The organism is Benzoatithermus flavus, from assembly GCF_037908215.1.
In the GTDB taxonomy this organism is placed as follows: Bacteria; Pseudomonadota; Alphaproteobacteria; order Geminicoccales; family Geminicoccaceae; genus Benzoatithermus; species Benzoatithermus flavus.
In genome coordinates this window covers 148,766-165,096 of record NZ_JBBLZC010000009.1, presented here as the reverse complement: position 1 = coordinate 165,096, position 16,331 = coordinate 148,766, and the positions used below count along the sequence as shown (strand labels likewise).

18 protein-coding genes and 1 pseudogene are annotated in these 16,331 nt (G+C 69.2%); 4 read left to right on the top strand and 15 right to left on the bottom strand.

The genetic code is table 11. The features are described from left to right. Positions 1 to 15 precede the first annotated feature (15 nt). The 3 genes from U1T56_RS11280 to U1T56_RS11270 form a co-directional block, all read right to left on the bottom strand. The gene (locus U1T56_RS11280) at positions 16 to 1,155 is read right to left on the bottom strand and encodes a PQQ-dependent sugar dehydrogenase (protein WP_418159569.1); all 1,140 of its coding nucleotides are present in this window, start codon (positions 1,153 to 1,155) and stop codon (positions 16 to 18) included. Positions 1,156 to 1,494: 339 nt separating this feature from the next. Continuing rightward, the gene (locus U1T56_RS11275) at positions 1,495 to 2,904 is read right to left on the bottom strand and encodes an ATP-binding protein (protein ID WP_418159568.1); all 1,410 of its coding nucleotides are present in this window, start codon (positions 2,902 to 2,904) and stop codon (positions 1,495 to 1,497) included. After that, entirely contained in the window at positions 2,901 to 3,626 is a 726-nt protein-coding gene (locus U1T56_RS11270; RefSeq protein ID WP_418159567.1) for a response regulator, read from the bottom strand. The genes U1T56_RS11275 and U1T56_RS11270 overlap by 4 nt, the downstream gene beginning before the upstream one ends. A 189-nt stretch (positions 3,627 to 3,815) precedes the next feature. Between U1T56_RS11270 and U1T56_RS11265 the strand changes: the two genes are divergently transcribed. Further along, the gene (locus U1T56_RS11265) at positions 3,816 to 4,298 is read left to right on the top strand and encodes an EF-hand domain-containing protein (protein ID WP_418159566.1); all 483 of its coding nucleotides are present in this window, start codon (positions 3,816 to 3,818) and stop codon (positions 4,296 to 4,298) included. Positions 4,299 to 4,323: 25 nt separating this feature from the next. Next, a complete protein-coding gene (locus U1T56_RS11260; RefSeq protein WP_418159565.1) occupies positions 4,324 to 4,893 on the top strand; it encodes a cytochrome b in 570 nt (189 codons plus the stop codon). A 33-nt stretch (positions 4,894 to 4,926) separates the two neighbouring features. Here the strand turns inward: U1T56_RS11260 and U1T56_RS11255 are convergent, their stop codons facing one another. Beyond that, positions 4,927 to 6,264: an Nramp family divalent metal transporter gene (locus U1T56_RS11255; RefSeq protein ID WP_418159564.1), complete on the bottom strand. Its 1,338-nt coding sequence runs from the start codon at positions 6,262 to 6,264 to the stop codon at positions 4,927 to 4,929. 170 nt (positions 6,265 to 6,434) lie between these two features. Between U1T56_RS11255 and U1T56_RS11250 the strand changes: the two genes are divergently transcribed. After that, on the top strand, positions 6,435 to 7,208 hold the full coding sequence (locus U1T56_RS11250; RefSeq protein ID WP_418159563.1) for an SDR family NAD(P)-dependent oxidoreductase: 774 nt from the start codon (positions 6,435 to 6,437) through the stop codon (positions 7,206 to 7,208). On the opposite strand, the gene U1T56_RS11245 is transcribed toward U1T56_RS11250, so the two are convergent. Further along, a complete protein-coding gene (locus U1T56_RS11245) occupies positions 7,138 to 7,470 on the bottom strand; it encodes a type II toxin-antitoxin system Phd/YefM family antitoxin (RefSeq protein ID WP_418159562.1) in 333 nt (110 codons plus the stop codon). The genes U1T56_RS11250 and U1T56_RS11245 overlap by 71 nt on opposite strands. A gap of 500 nt (positions 7,471 to 7,970) precedes the next feature. On the opposite strand from U1T56_RS11245, the gene U1T56_RS11240 reads away from it, so the two are divergent. Next, positions 7,971 to 8,564: a DUF1013 domain-containing protein gene (locus U1T56_RS11240; RefSeq protein WP_418159561.1), complete on the top strand. Its 594-nt coding sequence runs from the start codon at positions 7,971 to 7,973 to the stop codon at positions 8,562 to 8,564. Positions 8,565 to 8,585: 21 nt separating this feature from the next. Here U1T56_RS11240 and U1T56_RS11235 read toward each other — a convergent pair whose 3' ends face one another. The 10 genes and pseudogenes from U1T56_RS11235 to livM all read right to left on the bottom strand — a co-directional run bounded on the left by U1T56_RS11235 (position 8,586) and on the right by livM (position 16,327). Further along, positions 8,586 to 9,134 carry a hypothetical protein gene (locus U1T56_RS11235; protein ID WP_418159560.1) on the bottom strand — a complete coding sequence of 183 codons (549 nt, stop codon included), beginning with the start codon at positions 9,132 to 9,134 and terminating at the stop codon, positions 8,586 to 8,588. A 130-nt stretch (positions 9,135 to 9,264) separates the two neighbouring features. Further along, entirely contained in the window at positions 9,265 to 9,912 is a 648-nt protein-coding gene (locus U1T56_RS11230) for an MT-A70 family methyltransferase (RefSeq protein ID WP_418159559.1), read from the bottom strand. Further along, the gene (locus U1T56_RS11225; protein WP_418159558.1) at positions 9,909 to 11,084 is read right to left on the bottom strand and encodes a M20 aminoacylase family protein; all 1,176 of its coding nucleotides are present in this window, start codon (positions 11,082 to 11,084) and stop codon (positions 9,909 to 9,911) included. Before U1T56_RS11225 ends, U1T56_RS11230 begins: the two co-directional genes overlap by 4 nt. A 100-nt stretch (positions 11,085 to 11,184) precedes the next feature. After that, positions 11,185 to 11,496: pseudogene (locus U1T56_RS11220) on the bottom strand (type II toxin-antitoxin system VapC family toxin); the annotation flags it as partial. After that, positions 11,496 to 11,741, bottom strand: a complete 246-nt coding sequence (locus tag U1T56_RS11215; RefSeq protein WP_418159557.1) for a type II toxin-antitoxin system VapB family antitoxin — start codon at positions 11,739 to 11,741, stop codon at positions 11,496 to 11,498. The pseudogene U1T56_RS11220 and the gene U1T56_RS11215, both read right to left, overlap by 1 nt. A 130-nt stretch (positions 11,742 to 11,871) precedes the next feature. After that, positions 11,872 to 12,972 (bottom strand): branched-chain amino acid ABC transporter substrate-binding protein, encoded by a 1,101-nt coding sequence (locus U1T56_RS11210; RefSeq protein WP_418159556.1) that lies wholly within the window; start codon positions 12,970 to 12,972, stop codon positions 11,872 to 11,874. 119 nt (positions 12,973 to 13,091) lie between these two features. Continuing rightward, positions 13,092 to 13,445 (bottom strand): DUF6867 family protein, encoded by a 354-nt coding sequence (locus U1T56_RS11205; RefSeq protein ID WP_418159555.1) that lies wholly within the window; start codon positions 13,443 to 13,445, stop codon positions 13,092 to 13,094. 4 nt (positions 13,446 to 13,449) lie between these two features. Then, a complete protein-coding gene (locus U1T56_RS11200) occupies positions 13,450 to 14,160 on the bottom strand; it encodes an ABC transporter ATP-binding protein (protein WP_418159554.1) in 711 nt (236 codons plus the stop codon). Beyond that, the gene (locus U1T56_RS11195; RefSeq protein WP_418159553.1) at positions 14,160 to 15,008 is read right to left on the bottom strand and encodes an ABC transporter ATP-binding protein; all 849 of its coding nucleotides are present in this window, start codon (positions 15,006 to 15,008) and stop codon (positions 14,160 to 14,162) included. The genes U1T56_RS11200 and U1T56_RS11195 overlap by 1 nt, the downstream gene beginning before the upstream one ends. Then, on the bottom strand, positions 15,005 to 16,327 hold the full coding sequence (gene livM, locus U1T56_RS11190; protein WP_418159552.1) for a high-affinity branched-chain amino acid ABC transporter permease LivM: 1,323 nt from the start codon (positions 16,325 to 16,327) through the stop codon (positions 15,005 to 15,007). The genes U1T56_RS11195 and livM overlap by 4 nt, the downstream gene beginning before the upstream one ends. Between the last annotated feature and the right edge of the window lie 4 nt (positions 16,328 to 16,331).

The following is a 16,331-nucleotide window of genomic DNA, read 5'->3' as shown; positions in this document are numbered from 1 at the left end:
CGCTCCCGCCGCCGCTCAGCCCGCCTCGGTGACCGGCTCCAGCCGGTAGAGTCCGCCCGGATCCTCGTCGGTCAGGAGATAGACGAGCCCGTCCGGCCCGGTGCGCACGTCGCGGATACGGCCGAGCGCCCCTTCGAGGAAGCGCTCCTCCTTCACCACCCGGCCTTCTTCGTCGAGATCGAGCCGGCTCACGAGCTGGTACTTGAGCGCACCCACGAGGAGATCGCCGTTCCAGCCCGGAAACCGGTCGCCGAGATAGAGCGTCATGCCGGAAGGGGCGATCGACGGGTCCCAGTAGAACACGGGCGCCTCGACGCCGGGAGCGATGCTCCTGCCGGTGCCGATCGTGGTGCCGTCGTAGTTCTTGCCATAGGCCACCTCGGGCCAGCCGTAGTTGGCGCCGGGCTTGAGCAGGTTGATCTCGTCCCCGCCCATCGCACCGTGCTCCTGCTCCCAGACCCGTCCATTGCGCGGGTCGACCACGAGCCCTTGCGGGTTACGGTGGCCAAAAGTGTAGATCTCGGGACGGGCACCCTCGCGGCCCACGAACGGGTTGTCCGGAGGTGCTGTGCCATCGGTCGTGATCCGTAAGACCTTGCCGAGATCGGTCGCGAGATTCTGCGCGTCCTGCCGGGCGACGAAGCGCTCGCCCACGGTGACGAAGAGCGTGCCGTCGGTGCCGAAGGCGAGCCGCGAGCCGAAATGGGCCGAACTCTGGATCATGGGCTCGGCCGAGAAGATCACCTTCTGCTCGGAGAGTCCCTCGGGCGCGTAGCGGGCGCGCATCACCCGTGTCGTGGTCTTGCCGCCCTCGGCATGAGCGTAGCTGAGATAGATCCGCCGGTTCTGGGCGAAGGCCGGATCGAGGGCGACATCGAGCAGGCCGCCCTGGCCCCTGGCATAGACCTCGGGCCCGCCCTTGACGGGCTCCGCGCGCAGCTTCCCGTTCTCGACGAGGCGCAGCCGGCCCGGCCGCTCCGTCACCAGCATCCCGCCGTCCGGCAGGAAAGCCATCCCCCAGGGGTTCTCGAGCCCGCCCACGACCTCGACCACGCGAAAGGTCGCCTTCTCGGTCCGAACCGGCCCCTGCGGTGCTGCCGCGTGGGCGCAGCCCGCGGCCGACAGCATGGCGACGGCAAGAGCGATCGTACGCATGCCAGCCAACTCCCGTGCTCCCGTCATCGGTGAGGCGAGCGGCCGACCCGCCGCCACGCGTCCATCCTCGCAAGAGAGACTGGGTCGGGTGAGCGGCGCGACCATAAAGAACGCGTGAGGAGGGGTTTAGTCCCTGTCAAGGGTGCATGTGAGCCATGCGCCGATTCGGGTTGCGACCGGCGCCGTCGGCGGCGACAGTCCTGTTGCGTTGCAGCACTCCTCTCGGATCGGACCTGCGGAGGTTGTCGCCTCGACGTTGTGCGTGGAAGCGGCCCGATGCCCGAACGGCATCGGGCCGTTCCGCATCGAGGCGGCGATGCAGAGCAGGGCGCTCGCGTATCAGCCCGCCGGCCACGCATCGCCTGCGGCCGGCAGGGCGATCGTGACCCGCAAGCCTCCCTCGGGCCGGTTCTCGAGCCGGATGTCGCCGCCATGGCCGCGCACGATCGAGCGGGCGATCGCGAGCCCGAGGCCGATGCCACCGGTCTCGCGCGAGCGCGAGCCCTCGAGCCGCACGAAGGGCTCGAACACCCGCTCCATCATGTCGGGCGGGATGCCGGGCCCCTCGTCCTCGATCACGATGCGAACACCGTCGCGATCGCTCGCGAGGCTCACCTGCGCACGCTTGCCGTAGCGCACCGCGTTCTCGATCAGGTTGCGCAGAGCGCGCCGCAGGCCCAGTGGCCGGCAGCGATAGGCGAGTCGGCCCGGACTAGCGAAGGCGACATCCGCGCCGAGATCGGTGAGATCGAGGACGATGCTCTCGACCAGGGCCGCGAGGTCGACCACCCGCGTCTCCTCGCTCGCCGCCTCGCCCTGCGCGAAGGCGAGCGTGCCCTCGACCATCCGCTGCATCTCGTCCAGCGTGTCCAGCATGCGTTCCCTAGTCTCGTCGTCCTCGACGAACTCGGCCCGGAGCCGGAGCGAGGTGATGGGCGTCCTGAGGTCGTGGCTCACCGCCGCCAGCATGGCGGTACGGTCGTCGACGAAGCGCTTGAGCCGGGCCTGCATCCGGTTGAAGGCGCGCACCGTGCTCCTGATGTCGGCTGGCCCCACCTCGGGTAGAGGCGGCAGCGCCTCGCCCCGGCCGAGCGCGTCGGCGGCAACGGCGAGGCGTGCCAGCGGTCGGGCGAGCCGGCGCACCGCTAGCACCACCGCGACGCCCACGAGCACCGCCGTAAGCACGAGCGAGACCAGATTCGGCAGCCCCCAGGCCGGCGGTGTCGGGAACGAGGTCTCGGCGTTGAGCCAGCGTCCGTCCCCGAGCTGCACCGCGGCCACGAGCCCGACCGGGCCACGCCGCCCCTGCCAGTAGCGCGGCCGGCCGGTCGCCTCGTCCAAAGGCGCGAAGCCGATCAGGTTCTCGAGCCGCCGCTCGTCGCCCCGGATGTCGACCAGCACCGGGCGGCCGCCATTGCCGTCCAGGAGCTCCCCGAGCTGCCGGGCGAGGCGGTTGCGGCCGTGCCAATTCTCGCCGATGTCGACGGCGCTCTCCCGTCCGATCTGGAAGCGGAGCTGCCGGCTGCTGCTCGCCGCGAGGATCGGCTCGTGCAGATCGGGCGGAGTCTCGTCCAGAAGCCGCACGAGCGTCGCGGTCCGGGCCAGCACCTGCTCGCGGTTGGCGGCGCGCAGGGCCGCCCGGCGCTCGTCGGCGAAGATGAGGAAGCTCAGGCTCTGGCCGGCGATCAGCGCCGCCAGCACGATCAGCACGAGCTGACCGGCGAGGCTGCCGGGCCGCAGGCGCCTCATGCGGTCTCGACCGGCTCGGCCGTGAAGCTGTAGCCGCCGCCCCAGTGGGTCTTGATGAGCTGCGGCCGGCGCGGATCGCGCTCGATCTTCTTCCTGAGCCGGCTCACTTGGTTGTCGATCGAGCGGTCGAAGGGGGCGGCGTCCCGGCCACGGGTGAGATCGAGGAGCTGGTCGCGGGTCAGCACCATGCCTGGATGGCGCAAAAAGACGCCGAGCAGCAGGAACTCGCCCGTGCTCAAGGGCACCGCCACCCCGTCCTCGCCGACGAGCTCGCGCCGCGCCACGTCGAACGTCCAGCGGTCGAAGCGGAGACGGCGCGCCGCGGGCCGCTCGGGCTGCGGCGGCAAGCTGTGGGTGCGCCGCAGCACGGCCTTGATCCGGGCGAGGAGCTCCCGCGGGTTGAAGGGCTTCGTGACGTAGTCGTCCGCCCCCATCTCGAGCCCGACCACCCGGTCCGTGTCCTCGGCCATGGCGGTGAGCATGATGATCGGCACGTCGCTCTTCGCCCGCAAGGAGCGGCAGAGCGAGAGCCCGTCCTCCTTCGGCAGCATGAGGTCGAGCACGACAAGGTCGATCCGGCTGGTCTCGAGCACGCGCCGCGCCGCCATGGCACTGTCGGCCACGCTCACCCGGTAGTCGTGCTTGGTGAGATAGCGGGCGAGGAGGTCGCGGATCTCGCGATGATCGTCGACGACGAGGAGATGGGGGGCGCTGTCCGTCATGGCCGGGCCGCTCGGGAGGCTGCGAGCGCAGTATGCCCGCATCCGCTGCCATGCGTAGCAGCGAAATGTAACGAAGTTTCCCGGGCATCCGCTTTCGCCGCAGCTCGCGACGAAGAGCCGGGCCGCGCGCCAAACTCTCGTTACGCCCGTACGGTCTCCTGGGGTCGTCAACAGGAGACGGAACGAACCATGCGCATTCCAGCGAAGAAGACCCTGTTCCTGACGGGTGCCGTCCTCGCCGGCGCTCTGGCCCTGGGGGCCGGAGCCGCCGTGGCCCGCGGCTGGCACGGCGGCGGCCCCGGCTTCGGCGGCATGGGCGGACCCATGATGCTGTTCGATCAGTTCGACAGCAACAAGGACGGCAAGATCACCCAGGACGAGATCGACGCCGTGCGCGACGCGCAGCTCAAGAAGTACGACCGCGACGGCGACGGCACCTTGAGCCTCGAGGAGTATCAGGCGCTCTGGCTCGATGCGATGCGACCGCGCATGGTGCGCCAGTTCCAGGCGAACGACGCCGACGGCAACGGCCGCATCACGACGGAGGAGTTCCGCGCCCGCTTCGCCGGCATGATCCGCCATCTCGACCGCAACGGCGACGGCGCCATAATGCCCGACGAGCTGCGCCGCCACGGCGACCGCGGTCCCCGCGGCGACCGCGACGACGAGTGAGGACGGGGTACGAGAGGGACGAACCATGCTCGTCAAGGACAGCAGGTCCGGCTACGGCCTGGTCTCGATCGCGCTCCACTGGTCGAGCGCCTTCCTCGTCGCCGCGCTGGTCTGGCTGGGCTGGACGTTCACGGAGCTGCCGCGCGGGCCCGAGCGCGACGCGCTCGCCGCCCTCCACATCTCCCTGGGCTTCCTCGCCCTGTTTCTCGCGGCCGCACGTCTCGGCTGGCGGCTCGCCTGCGGCATGCCGGCGGCGGCCTCGTCCCGGCCGCGCGTGCTCGAGGAGCGGCTGGCGCGGATCGTCCACCGCCTGCTGCTCGCGGTGCTCCTGCTCCTGCCGCTCACCGGCATCCTGACCGTCGCCGCCACGGGCCGCACGCCGATGCCGTTCGGCCTGCCGGTGCCGATCCCGCTGGTGCCGCAGAGCCCGCTGCTGCACGAGGTCGGCGAGACCCTGCACGTGGTCATGGCCAATTTCCTCCTCCTGCCGCTGGTCGGCCTCCATGTCCTCGGGGCTCTCAAGCACCATCTGCTCGACCGCGACGCCACGCTGCGCCGGATGCTCCGCCCGGCGGCCGGCCCGGCCGGCGCCTGAGATCGCGGGACGAGGGGCGGCCTTCGCCGCCCCTCAGCCGCCCGTGGCCACGTCGAACAGCAGCTTCGCGTTGAGCGCGATGATTACCGCCGCCACCACCCAGGCCAGGCCGCCCAGCCAGCGCGGCGCCACGAGCTCGCCCATCTTCCGGCGGTCGGTCGTGAAGCGCACGAGCGGCACCACGGCGAACGGTAGCTGCAGGCTCAGGACCACCTGGCTCAGGATCAAAAGCTGCGCCGTGCCGCCCTCGCCGTAGAGCCAGGCCACCGTGACCACCGGCAGGATCGCGACGAGCCGCGTCACGATCCGCCGGAGCCAGGGCGGCAGCCGGAGCCGCAAGAATCCCTCCATCACGATCTGCCCGGCGAGTGTCGCCGTCACGGTCGAGTTCTGGCCCGAGGCGAGAAGGGCGAGCGCGAACAGCGTGCTCGCCGCGGCCGCCCCCAGTGTGGGCGCCAGAAGGTGATAGGCGTCCTGGATCTCCGCGACCCCGGTCTGACCGGTGGCGTGGAACGCGGCGGCGGCCAGGATCAGGATCGCGGCGTTGATGAAGAGCGCGAAGCTCAGCGCCACCGTGCTGTCGATCGTGGCGAAGCGCACCGCCTCGCGCTTGCCCTCCAGCGTCGGCGCCCAGCGCCGCGTCTGCACGATCGAGGAGTGGAGATAGAGATTGTGCGGCATCACCGTGGCGCCGAGGATGCCGATCGCGATGTAGAGCATCGCCGGCTCGGTGACGATCGTAGGACTCGGCACGAAGCCCTTCGCGACTGCAGCGAGATCGGGCCGGGCGAGGAAGAGCTCGATCAGAAAGCAGACGCCGATCAGGCTGATCAGCCCGATGATGAACGCCTCGAGCCAGCGGAAGCCCTTGTGCTGCAGCATCAGGACGAGCAGCACGTCGAGCCCGGTCAAAAGCGCCCCCAGCGCCAGCGGAATGCCGAACAGGAGCTGGAGCGCTATCGCCGTGCCGATCACCTCGGCGAGGTCGCAGGCGATGATCGCGAGCTCGCACAGGAACCAGAGCGCATAGTTGACGGCGGGCGGGTAGTGGTCCCGGCAGGCCTGCGCCAGATCCCGGCCGGTGGCGATGCCGAGCCGGGCCGAGAGCGACTGGAGCAGGATCGCCATCAGGTTCGAGAGCAGGATCACCGAGAGCAGCGTGTAGCCGAAGGCCGAGCCGCCGGCGAGATCGGTCGCCCAGTTGCCGGGGTCCATGTAGCCCACGGCGACGAGATAGCCGGGGCCGACGAAGCTCAGGAGCCGCCGCAGCGCCTTACCCGAGCGTGCCACCGGGATCGAGCCGTGCACCTCGGGCAGGCTCGGCAGCGCGGGTGCGCTGCGCCAGGCCGGCGGATTCGCGAACATGTCCATGGCGCTGCCTCGACCGCGAGAGAGAACGGGGACGAGTTAACATGAAAAAAGTTAGCCTCGTCTAAATAAAAGTCAAGCTGCTGCCAAGGCTCCCGCGGCCGCTGACCGGATCGCCGGGGCGTGCTAGAGCGCCGACCGTGAGAGCGCGATGGAGCAAGGGGAGCGCAACCATGCGGTTCGACGGCAAGGTCGTCATCGTCACGGGCGGAGCGCAGGGCATCGGCCGCGCCTGTGTGGAGGCGTTCGTGGCCGAGGGCGGGGCGGTCGTGATCGCCGACGTCGACGTGGAGCACGGTCAGGCCCTCGTGGCCGAGCTGGGCTCGCGTGGCAGCAAGGTCCATTTCGTCCGCACCGACGTCGGCGACGCGCGCGACGCAGGTGCCTTGATCGACGCCACGCTGGAGTGGGGCGGCCGGCTCGACGTTCTCGTCAACAATGCCGGCATCATCAAGACCGCCGATTTCCTCGATCTCGCCGAGGCCGACTTCGACAAGGTCCTGCGCGTGAACCTGAAGGGGCCCTTCCTCGTCGGCCAGGCCGCGGCCCGCGCCATGGTCGCCCGTGGCGGCGGGGCCATCGTCAACATGTCTTCGGCCAATGCCGTGCTCGCGATTCCGAACCAGGTGCCCTACGTCGTGAGCAAAGGCGGCCTCAACCAGCTCACCAAGGTCATGGCGCTGGCACTCGCCGACAAGAACATCCGCGTCAACGCGGTCGGCCCCGGCTCGATCATGACCGACATCCTGAAGGTGGTGATGAACAACGACGAGGCCCGCCGCCGCATCCTCTCGCGCACGCCCATGGGCCGCACCGGCGATCCGATGGAGGTGGCGAAGCTCGTCCTGTTCCTCGCCAGCGACGATGCCAGCTACATCACCGGCCAGTGCGTCTACATCGACGGCGGCAGGCTGGCACTGAACTACACCGTGCCGGTGAAGGATTAGGGGCGGGACGCCCATGGCTTCCTGGAGGCCGAGCGCGTCGGTCGCGGCCGAGAGCGACAACCCCGTGCCGCCGCCCGGTCGCGATCTCCGCCAGCGGTTCGAGGCCCGCACCGATCTCCGGCGCTGCCCACATCCGCCCCGGCCGCCGCTCGGGGCGCCGCGCTGGCGGGCCGAGCCGCACCACCTCCTTGCCGCTGCGCGTGATGACGACGGTCTCACCGCGTTCCACGCGACTCACGAGCTCGACCAGACGCGCACGCATCTCACGAATGCCGATGGTGATCTGTCAACCGCGGTCGCCCGGCACAGCCGGCTATAGGATATATTTCTTGATAAGGATGATATGCTGGAATTCGGTGCGCCTCGGCCGGGAGCCTGCGCATGGCCAACGTCTCGCCCCACCCCCCGCTCGCCCGCGCAAGCTGAAGCCTCGCGCATGAACGGCACCCGCTCGCACGGTCCCGTCACCGCCGAGGGCAAGGCGCGCGCGGCCCCGAACGCCACCCGCCGGCCCGGCGAGCCCGCGCCTTTGCCGCCCGGCGCCGGCACCGCTGCGGAACGGCACGAGCGAACCCGCGCCGATGCGCCCGCTCAACCGCCACCGGCGCCGTCGGCTCGCGGCCCTGGAACGCAAGGTACGGCGCAAGGCGGCCTAGCGGTGATGCCAGCCATCCCTTGCGCTTGACGCGGTCCCGCGCCACCTCTACTTGCGAAGCCTCCCGCGCGTCATCGTTCATCTCGTCGTTCTTGCAGGAGTATCGCATGGATCGACCCCTGATGCCGAAGGCCACGGCCGTCTGGCTGGTCGAGAACACGGCGCTCACCTTCGAGCAGATCGCGGATTTCTGCGGCCTGCACCCGCTCGAGGTGAAAGGCATCGCGGATGGCGAGGTGGCGACGGGCATTCGCGGGCTCGATCCGATCGGTGCCGGCATGCTCCAGCGCAGCGAGATCGAGCGCTGCGAGAAGGACCCCAAGGCGCGGCTCCGGCTCGCGAAGTCGGTCGCATCCGAGATCAAGCCACCCAAGCGCAAGGAGCCGCGCTACACGCCGCTCTCCAAGCGGCAGGACCGGCCCGATGCCATCGCCTGGCTCCTGCGCCATCATCCCGAACTCAGCGACCAGCAGATCTGCAAGCTGCTCGGCACCACCAAGGCGACGGTGCAGGCCGTGCGCGACCGGACTCACTGGAAGAGCCAGGACATCCGTCCGCGCGATCCCGTGCTCTTGGGTCTGTGCTCGCAGATCGAGCTCGACGATGCGGTGATGCGCGCCCGGCTCGAGCAGGGCAAGGACGGCGCACAGCCGCCCGCAGCCGAGCCGGTCCCGGCCTACGAAGACGAGTACGGCGCCTGAGCGGCAGGGGCTTCACGAGGCTCAGCCGCTGTCGCTCTGGTCGCCCGGTGCTTCGTCCGCGCTCTTCTCGTCGCCGCGGCCGCGCCAGTAGCGCTCCGACAGGAGCCGGCGGTCCCGCTCGATCATGCCGGCGATGCGCCTGAGGCTGTCGGCGGCGGTGCGGGGCAGGGTGCCCGGTGTCACGATCACCCGGACCGGGCTCGGCGGCAGGAGCTCGTGGCCGAGCGTCACCGAGGGCGGGCCGTGGCCGCGCTGCGGGCTCTCGAATGAGACGAACGGGGCCGGCTCGCGGCGGGCGTAGCTCGCGAGCAGCTTGTCCTTGGGCGGTGCCGCGAGCGCGTTGCTGCTCGCCACCACGGCTGCCGAGAGGGCGTGCCGCTGCTCGCGCGGCAGATGGTTGAAGAGCGTGCGCGCATGGCGGAGATGGTCGAGATCACCGGTGTGCAGCGCCCGGCGGATCGCATGGAACAGGAGCGCGTCGTGGCCGAGCACGCGCTCGGCGATCGGCAACAGGTTCTCGAGGAACAGGCTGAGCCCGCGCCGCTCGCCGGGATAACGCTCTCTCGCCATGATCCGCACCGTCCCGCGCCAGCTTGCCCGATTAAGCCGATCTTAACGCGTCGGGGGCGCAGGTAAACCGCGGATTGGTCCGGTCCTGCGTCCCGGAGGATGGCGGAGCGGATTATTTTCCGCATTCACGTTAATCTCCATCCGCCTGCATGGTGGGCCGGCTGCTCGATGGCCTCCTTCGGGTATGAACAGGCCCGGCCCGGTCGAACAGGCCGGTCTGGTTGCCGAACGCGTCCCAGCCCGGTCGGCTCGTGCGGGCGAACAGCTCGAGGTAGGGGCCCTCGACCAGGCGCTCGATCCGGGCATAGGCCTCGTCCGGCTTTCTGGAATGCTCGCGGCGCGGTGAGACCAAGAGCTTCGGCACGTCGGCGCGGCGTCGTCGCGGATGGCCGCGCGTGGCGAGCAGGCAGATCTCCGGGTTGGCGCGGGTCCAAAAGCCCATACCGGTGAAAAAGTCCTGCGGCGCGAGGCGGGCCGGGTCGCGGCCCTTGTTGAGCTTGACCCAGTAGAACGCCACTGTCTTGTAGGCGAAGCCCCAGGCTTCCAGGACCTCGAGCGAGCGGGGCAGCATCGGGTCGGTGGTCCATAAGAACAGGGCGGCGTCGGGTCCTGCCCAGGCATTCACCGGCAGCGCCTTGATCTCCTCGAGGCTCATGCAGTCGTAGTGCGCCTCGGCGCTGCGGCCCTTGCCCTTGTCGGAGTAGGTGACGAACCGCCAGGGCGGGTCGGCGTAGATCACCCGGTAGGAGCCGGCCCGCGGTGGCTCGCCGCTGGTCATGCCGCCTTCGGCAGGAGCCGCTCGACCAGCCGCGCCCAGTAGCTCACGCCGTAGGCGAGGGTCGCGTCGTTGAAGTCGTAGCGCGGGCTGTGGAGCGGCTCGTCGCCGGTACCGGTGCCGGTACCCATCCAGATATAGCTGCCGGGCCGCTCCTTCAGCATGAAGGCGAAGTCCTCCGAGCCCATGGCAGGCGCCGGATCGCGCTCGACCCGGTCCTCGCCCGCGATCTCGGCCGCGACGTCGGCACCGAGCTGCGCCTCGCGCGGGCTGTTGATCGTGGCGGGATAGCCCTCGAGGATCCGCACCTCGGCCTCGAGCCCCTGCGCCAACGCCGTGCCCTTCGCCACCTCCTGTACCCGGCGGATCAGGTGCGCCCTCGTCTCCTCGCGGAAAGTGCGGATGGTGCCCCAGAGCTCGACCCGCTCGGGCACGATGTTATAGGCGTGCCCGCCCGCGATCCTGGTCACCGAGACGACCGCGTTGTCGAGCGGATCGACCTCGCGCGCCACCAGAGGCTGCAGCGCCTGGACCAGCAGCGCCGCGGCCACCACCGGATCGCGTCCCGTGTGCGGCATCGCGGCGTGGCAGCCCCTGCCCACGATCTCGATCGTGAACTCGTCGGAGGCGGCCATGGCCGGACCCTTGCACATGGCGAAGCTGCCGGCCGGAGCATAAGGCCAGTTGTGCAGGCCAAAGATCTGCTCGGCCGGGAAGCGCTTGAAAAGGCCGTCCTTCACCATCTCGCGCCCGCCGCCGAAGCCCTCCTCGCCGGGCTGGAAGATCAGATAGACGGTGCCGTCGAAGTTGCGGGTCTCGGCGAGGTAGCGGGCAGCGCCGAGCAGCATGGCGGTGTGCCCGTCATGGCCGCAGGCGTGCATCCGCCCCGGCACCTGCGACGCCCAGGGCAGCCCGGTCTCCTCCTGGATCGGCAAGGCATCCATGTCGGCGCGCAGCCCGATCCGCCGCGCGCTCGTGCCGGCACGGATCACGCCGACCACGCCGGTGCGGGCGAGGCCGGTGTGGACCTCGTCGACTCCGAAGCTCTCGAGCTTGCCGGCGACGAAGGCCGCCGTTGCGTGCTCCTCGAAGCCGAGTTCCGGCCGCGCGTGCAGATGGCGGCGCCAGGCCGCGATCTCGTCCTGAAACTCGGCGATGCGGTTGATGATTGGCATCGGCGCAGCTCTCCTCGCCCGTCACAGCACCGGGCCGGATGTCGGTATGCCGGAAGTCGTCGCCCTTGAACAGGAGCGGCAGGTTCAGGCTCTTCGCAAGGGCACAGACGAAGCAGTCGCCGTAATTCAGCTTGGCGGGATGGTGTCCCTTGCCGAAGCGACGGTAGGCGTCGGCGGCGATCAGGGCTTCCGTCAGGGTGACCACCTCGACGACCACGCCGAGCTCGAAGAGTATGTTCACCAAGAGCTCGCTGTTGTCGTCGCCGGTTCGATTGTCGAGCACGATCAACGTCTCGGCCACGCGAGCGGCCGACATCCGTGGCTCATCGGCGGCGCGGATCAGGTCGCGGAACAGCGGCCCCTCAGGCTCGTCGAGAAAGATGGCGACGATGGCCGACGTATCGACGATCATCACTTGGGCAAGCCGCACTCGTCGTAGAGCATGTCCCCGGGCGTGCGCGGATCCAGCACGGGCTTGGCGTTGTAGGCGCAGACGATTTCCTCGATCCGGCCGAGGGGGCCGCGCTCGCGCCGGCGGCACTCCCGGGCCAGCCGTTCCTGGATCGCCTTCCGTACTGCATCGGCGATCTTCTCGCCGGTGAGTTCGGCGAGCTCGCGTGCGAGCTGGTCGGTCTCGGCATCCCCGATCTTCAGCACCGTCCGCGACCTTCGCCAAGGAAGCGTTCCCCCTTACGGGGGAAGCATCATGGCGGTCAATGGCCACGAAGAAGAACCGGGCCCGAAGGCCCGGTTCCGTGATCGGCAGCCGAGAAGGAGCCCGTCCGGCTCACAGCTCGCTGTAGCTGCCCTTGCTCCACTGGTACATCACGTACTTGGGCTCCTTGACGTCGCCCTTCTCGTCGAAGGCGATGGGGCCCAGCACGGTGTTGTAGGTGCCCTCGCGCAGGGCCTTGGCGACGGCATCCACGTCGGTCGAGCCCGCCTTCTTCACCGCGTCCACGTAGGCCTGGATCGCGGCATAGGTGTAGAGCGTGTAGCCCTCGGGGTCGTAGCCCGTGGCCTTGAACTCGGCCACGACCTTCTCGGCCGCCGGCGACTTGCGCGGGTCGGGGGCGAAGGTCATGAGGGTGCCCTCGCCGGTCGGCCCCGTGATCTCCCAGTATTGCTTGTCGACCAGGGCGTCGCCCGACATCATCTTGGCGTTGAGGCCCTGCTCGCGCGCCTGACGGGTGATCAGGCCGGCCTCGGTATGGTAGCCGCCGAGATAGATCAGGTCGACACCGGCGTTCTTCATCTTGGTGATGAGCGCCGAGAAGTCCTTGTCGCCCTGGGTGATGGCCTCGTACATCACCTCCTGCACGCCCTTGGCGTTGAGCCCCTTCTTGAACTCGTCGGCCAGGCCCTTGCCGTATTGCGACTTGTCGTGAAGGATCGCGATCTTCTTGCCGATGCCGTGCTGGACGACGTAATTCGCCGCATACTGGCCCTGGACGTCGTCGCGGCCGCAGGTGCGGAACACGTTGCCGAAGCCCTGCTCGGTCAGGGTGGGGTTGGTCGAGGCCGGCGTGATTTGCAGGATGCCCTCCTCGTTGTAGACCTTCGACGCCGGGATCGACGAGCCCGAGCAGAAATGGCCGGCGACGAACTTGACGCCCTTGTTGACGAACTGGTTGGCGACCGCCACCGCCTGCTTCGGGTCGCAGGCGTCGTCGCCGGTCTCGAGCACGAGCTTCTCGCCGTTGATGCCGCCGGCGGCGTTGATGTCCTTTACGGCGAGCTCGGCACCGCGCTTCATCTGCTCCCCGAACACGGCATACTGGCCGGTCAGCGGCCCGGCGACGGCGATGGTGATGTCGGCGCGCGCGGCGGTGCCGCCGAGCAGGACGAGCGCGGATGCGCCCAAGAGCAAGCTGGTGACACGACGCATGATGTACCTTCCCTCGGCTGACGGGTGCTCCCGAGGAGCTCCCCTTGTCGGTAGAATGTTATAGCCGGTCACGATTATTCAGGGAGGCGCAACGGGTTGACAAGCCGGTTTCGGCTCGCTCAGCCGCGCGCCGTCTCTTCATAGGAGAGAAGCGAGGTCCGCTGGTAGCGCCAGGGGTACTGACGCACGAACTTGCTGACGCGCGCGATCCGCCAGGCGACGAGGCCCAGCGCCACGAACAGGGCGTAGTGGAGCACGAAACCCCATAAGCTCAGAAGCGTGCCCTCGAACAGGGCGAAGATCAGGAACCGGTCGATGATGGCAAGCCCGATGCCGGCGGCCACGACCTGCCACGCCGGCTTCCAGTTGCCGCCGATGGCACGGCCGGTGAGGACCGCGGCCCCGCCGATCAGGATCAGGGTGAGCCCGACGAAGACGGCGGGCGGAGCGCCCAGGAGGGTGGCGAGGTCCATGGCTTCAGTGCCCGCCTTCGAGGTAGGCCGCGCGGATCTCGGGATTGGCCAGGAGCTCCCTTCCTGTGCCGGCCATGACGAGGCGGCCGGTGGCCAGCACGTAGCCGCGGTGGGCTATCTTGAGCGCCTGGTAGGCGTTCTGTTCGACGAGGAGGATCGTGAGCCCCTGCATCCTGTTGATCTCGACGATCGCCTTGAAGATCTGCTGCACCAGGATGGGGGCGATGCCGAGCGAGGGCTCGTCCAGGAGCAGGAGGCGCGGGCGGGCGAGGAGAGCGCGGCCGATCGCCAGCATCTGCTGCTCGCCGCCCGAGAGCGTGCCGCCGCGCTGGTGCAGGCGCTCCTTCAGGCGCGGGAACAGGGTGAACACCCGCTCGAGGTCCTGCTCGAACCATTTGCCGCCGGTGGGCACGGCCCCCATCTGCAGGTTCTCGTAGACGGTCATGCGCGGGAAGATGCGTCGGCCTTCCGGCGACTGGCTGATGCCGAGATTGACGATGTCGTAGGTGGGCAGGCGCGTGATGTCCCGGCCCTCGTAGAGGACCCGCCCCTCGGAGGCCTTCGGGCTGCCGCAGATCGTCATGAGCAGCGTCGACTTGCCCGCGCCGTTGGCGCCGATGATCGTGACGATCTCGCCCTGCTCGACGTCGAGGCTGACCCCTTTCAGGGCCTCGATGTTGCCGTAGCGGGTGTGGACGTTCTCGAGCCGGAGCATCAGGCGGTCCCCTCCACCCCGAGATCGGCCTTCACCTCGGGCGGCAGCTCCTCCTCCTCGGGCTCGCCGAGATAGGCCTTGATGACCGCGGGATCGCTCCTGACCTCGTCGGGCGTACCGTCGGCGATCTTGCGCCCGTAGTCCAGGACCACGATGTGGTCGGAGATGCGCATCACGAGGCCCATGTCGTGCTCGATCAAAAGGATCGCGACCTTGTGCTCGTCGCGGATGTCGAGAAGGAGCTGCGAGAGATCGGCGGTCTCGCGCGGGTTGAGGCCGGCCGCCGGCTCGTCCAGGCACAGGAGCGTCGGCTGCGTGCACATGGCGCGCGCGATCTCGAGCTTGCGCTGCTCGCCGTAAGGCAGAGAGCCCGCGTTCCAGTCGGCGCGCGGGCCGAGCCCGGTGCGATCGAGCCAGAACTTCGCGAGTTCCACCGCCTCGCGCTCGGCCTTTCTGTAGCGGGCGGCGCCCAAGAGCCCGAGCACGCTGAAGCCCGATTCCACCATCAGCCGGTTGTGCTGGGCGACGATCAGGTTCTCGAGCACGCTCATGTTGGCGAACAGGCGGATGTTCTGGAACGTGCGGGCGATGCCTTCGCGCGGGATCCGAAAGCCGTCCATCTGCTCGAGCAGCACGGGGCCGTTCTTGCCGTGGAAGGTGAGCTGGCCCACGGTCGGCCGGTAGAAGCCGGTGAGGCAGTTGAACACCGTGGTCTTGCCGGCACCGTTCGGGCCGATGATCGCGGTGATGTCGCGCTGGGCGGCCACGAAGTTGAGGTCGTTGACGGCGACGAGACCGCCGAAGCGCATCGTCAGATGCTGGACGTCGAGAGCCGCGGCGCTGCTCATCGGGGGGCTCCTTCGACGGTGCCGACCTTGTGCAGGCGGATGGTCGGGTCGCGATGGCCCATGAGCCCGCCGGGTCGCCAGACCATGATCGCCACCATGGCCGCTCCGAACAGCAGCATTCGGTACTGCTCGAACTCGCGCGCGAGCTCGGGGAGAACCACGAGCACGGTGGCTGCCAGCACCACGCCCAGCTGGCTGCCCATGCCGCCCAGGACGACGATGGCGAGGATCGTGGCGCTCTCGATGAAGGTGAAGCTCTCCGGGCTGATGAAGCCCTGCCGGGTGGCGAAGAACGAGCCCGCGAAGCCGCCGAACATGGCGCCCAGCGCGAAGGCCGTGAGCTTGGTGTTGGTCGGGTTGATGCCCAGGGCCTTGCAGGCGATCTCGTCTTCGCGCAGCGCCTCCCACGCCCGCCCGATCGGCAGCCGGCGCAGGCGAAGCACGACGAAGTTCGTGAACAGCGCCAGCACCAGGATCAGAAAGTAGAGGAAGATGATGCGGTGCTGGCTCGAAAAGGCGATGCCGAAGAACTCGTGGAAGGCGCGCTCGCCCTCGGCCGGACTGCGCGTGAACTCGAGGCCGAAGAAGCTCGGGCGCGGGATGTCGGCGATGCCGTTGGGGCCGCCCGTGACATTCTGCCAGTTGAGCAGCACGATGCGGATGATCTCGCCGAAGCCCAGCGTCACGATGGCGAGATAGTCGCCGCGCAGGCGCAGGACCGGGAAGCCCAGGAGGATGCCGAAGCTCGCGGCGAAGAGGCCGGCGAGCGGCAGGCAGAGCCAGAAGCTGAAGCCGAAGGTCTTGGCCAGGAGCGCATAGGAATAGGCGCCGACGGCGTAGAAGGCGACGTAGCCGAGATCGAGCAGCCCCGCCAGGCCCACCACGATGTTGAGGCCCCAGCCGAGCATGACGTAGATCAGGACGGTGGTGGCGACGTCGACCACGTAGCGGCTGGCGAACGGCAGGAACGGCAGCACGAAGGCGAAGACGAGGCCGGCGGCCGCGAGCCAGCCCGAGCGCGCGGAGACCGCTGCGCCGAGCTTGGTGAGCGCCCTGCTGGGAGCAGCGGGTGCGACGCCCCGGCTCGTGCGGAAGAGGGTGAGCGCCAGCCGGCCGACGAACACGATCGCCGTGGCGAGCAGCACCGCCTCGAAGTGGAATTCGAGCGTCATCCCTTCCGGGCCGCTCGTCGTGCGCATGCCGAGCAGCGGTGCGAGCAGCACGAAGGTGACGAAGGCGGCGAGCAGCGCATCCTTTAGGGCCGGTTGCAGGACCGATGCGCCGCGCGCGCCGGTGACGACGGTCGTGGTGGTGGCCATCGAC

Excerpts from the sequence above, each read along its gene's own strand:
- U1T56_RS11230 (WP_418159559.1), bottom strand. The coding sequence starts at position 9,912 with ATGACCAGCGGCGAGCCACCGCGGGCCGGCTCCTACCGGGTGATCTAC.
- U1T56_RS11245 (WP_418159562.1), bottom strand. The coding sequence starts at position 7,470 with ATGCGTGCGCGTCTGGTCGAGCTCGTGAGTCGCGTGGAACGCGGTGAG.
- U1T56_RS11250 (WP_418159563.1), top strand. The coding sequence starts at position 6,435 with ATGCGGTTCGACGGCAAGGTCGTCATCGTCACGGGCGGAGCGCAGGGC.
- U1T56_RS11280 (WP_418159569.1), bottom strand. The coding sequence starts at position 1,155 with ATGCGTACGATCGCTCTTGCCGTCGCCATGCTGTCGGCCGCGGGCTGC.
- U1T56_RS11195 (WP_418159553.1), bottom strand. The coding sequence starts at position 15,008 with ATGAGCAGCGCCGCGGCTCTCGACGTCCAGCATCTGACGATGCGCTTC.
- U1T56_RS11255 (WP_418159564.1), bottom strand. The coding sequence starts at position 6,264 with ATGGACATGTTCGCGAATCCGCCGGCCTGGCGCAGCGCACCCGCGCTG.
- U1T56_RS11260 (WP_418159565.1), top strand. The coding sequence starts at position 4,324 with ATGCTCGTCAAGGACAGCAGGTCCGGCTACGGCCTGGTCTCGATCGCG.
- U1T56_RS11225 (WP_418159558.1), bottom strand. The coding sequence starts at position 11,084 with ATGCCAATCATCAACCGCATCGCCGAGTTTCAGGACGAGATCGCGGCC.
- U1T56_RS11275 (WP_418159568.1), bottom strand. The coding sequence starts at position 2,904 with ATGAGGCGCCTGCGGCCCGGCAGCCTCGCCGGTCAGCTCGTGCTGATC.
- U1T56_RS11210 (WP_418159556.1), bottom strand. The coding sequence starts at position 12,972 with ATGCGTCGTGTCACCAGCTTGCTCTTGGGCGCATCCGCGCTCGTCCTG.
- U1T56_RS11270 (WP_418159567.1), bottom strand. The coding sequence starts at position 3,626 with ATGACGGACAGCGCCCCCCATCTCCTCGTCGTCGACGATCATCGCGAG.
- U1T56_RS11265 (WP_418159566.1), top strand. The coding sequence starts at position 3,816 with ATGCGCATTCCAGCGAAGAAGACCCTGTTCCTGACGGGTGCCGTCCTC.
- U1T56_RS11205 (WP_418159555.1), bottom strand. The coding sequence starts at position 13,445 with ATGGACCTCGCCACCCTCCTGGGCGCTCCGCCCGCCGTCTTCGTCGGG.
- U1T56_RS11235 (WP_418159560.1), bottom strand. The coding sequence starts at position 9,134 with ATGGCGAGAGAGCGTTATCCCGGCGAGCGGCGCGGGCTCAGCCTGTTC.
- U1T56_RS11200 (WP_418159554.1), bottom strand. The coding sequence starts at position 14,160 with ATGCTCCGGCTCGAGAACGTCCACACCCGCTACGGCAACATCGAGGCC.
- livM (WP_418159552.1), bottom strand. The coding sequence starts at position 16,327 with ATGGCCACCACCACGACCGTCGTCACCGGCGCGCGCGGCGCATCGGTC.
- U1T56_RS11240 (WP_418159561.1), top strand. The coding sequence starts at position 7,971 with ATGGATCGACCCCTGATGCCGAAGGCCACGGCCGTCTGGCTGGTCGAG.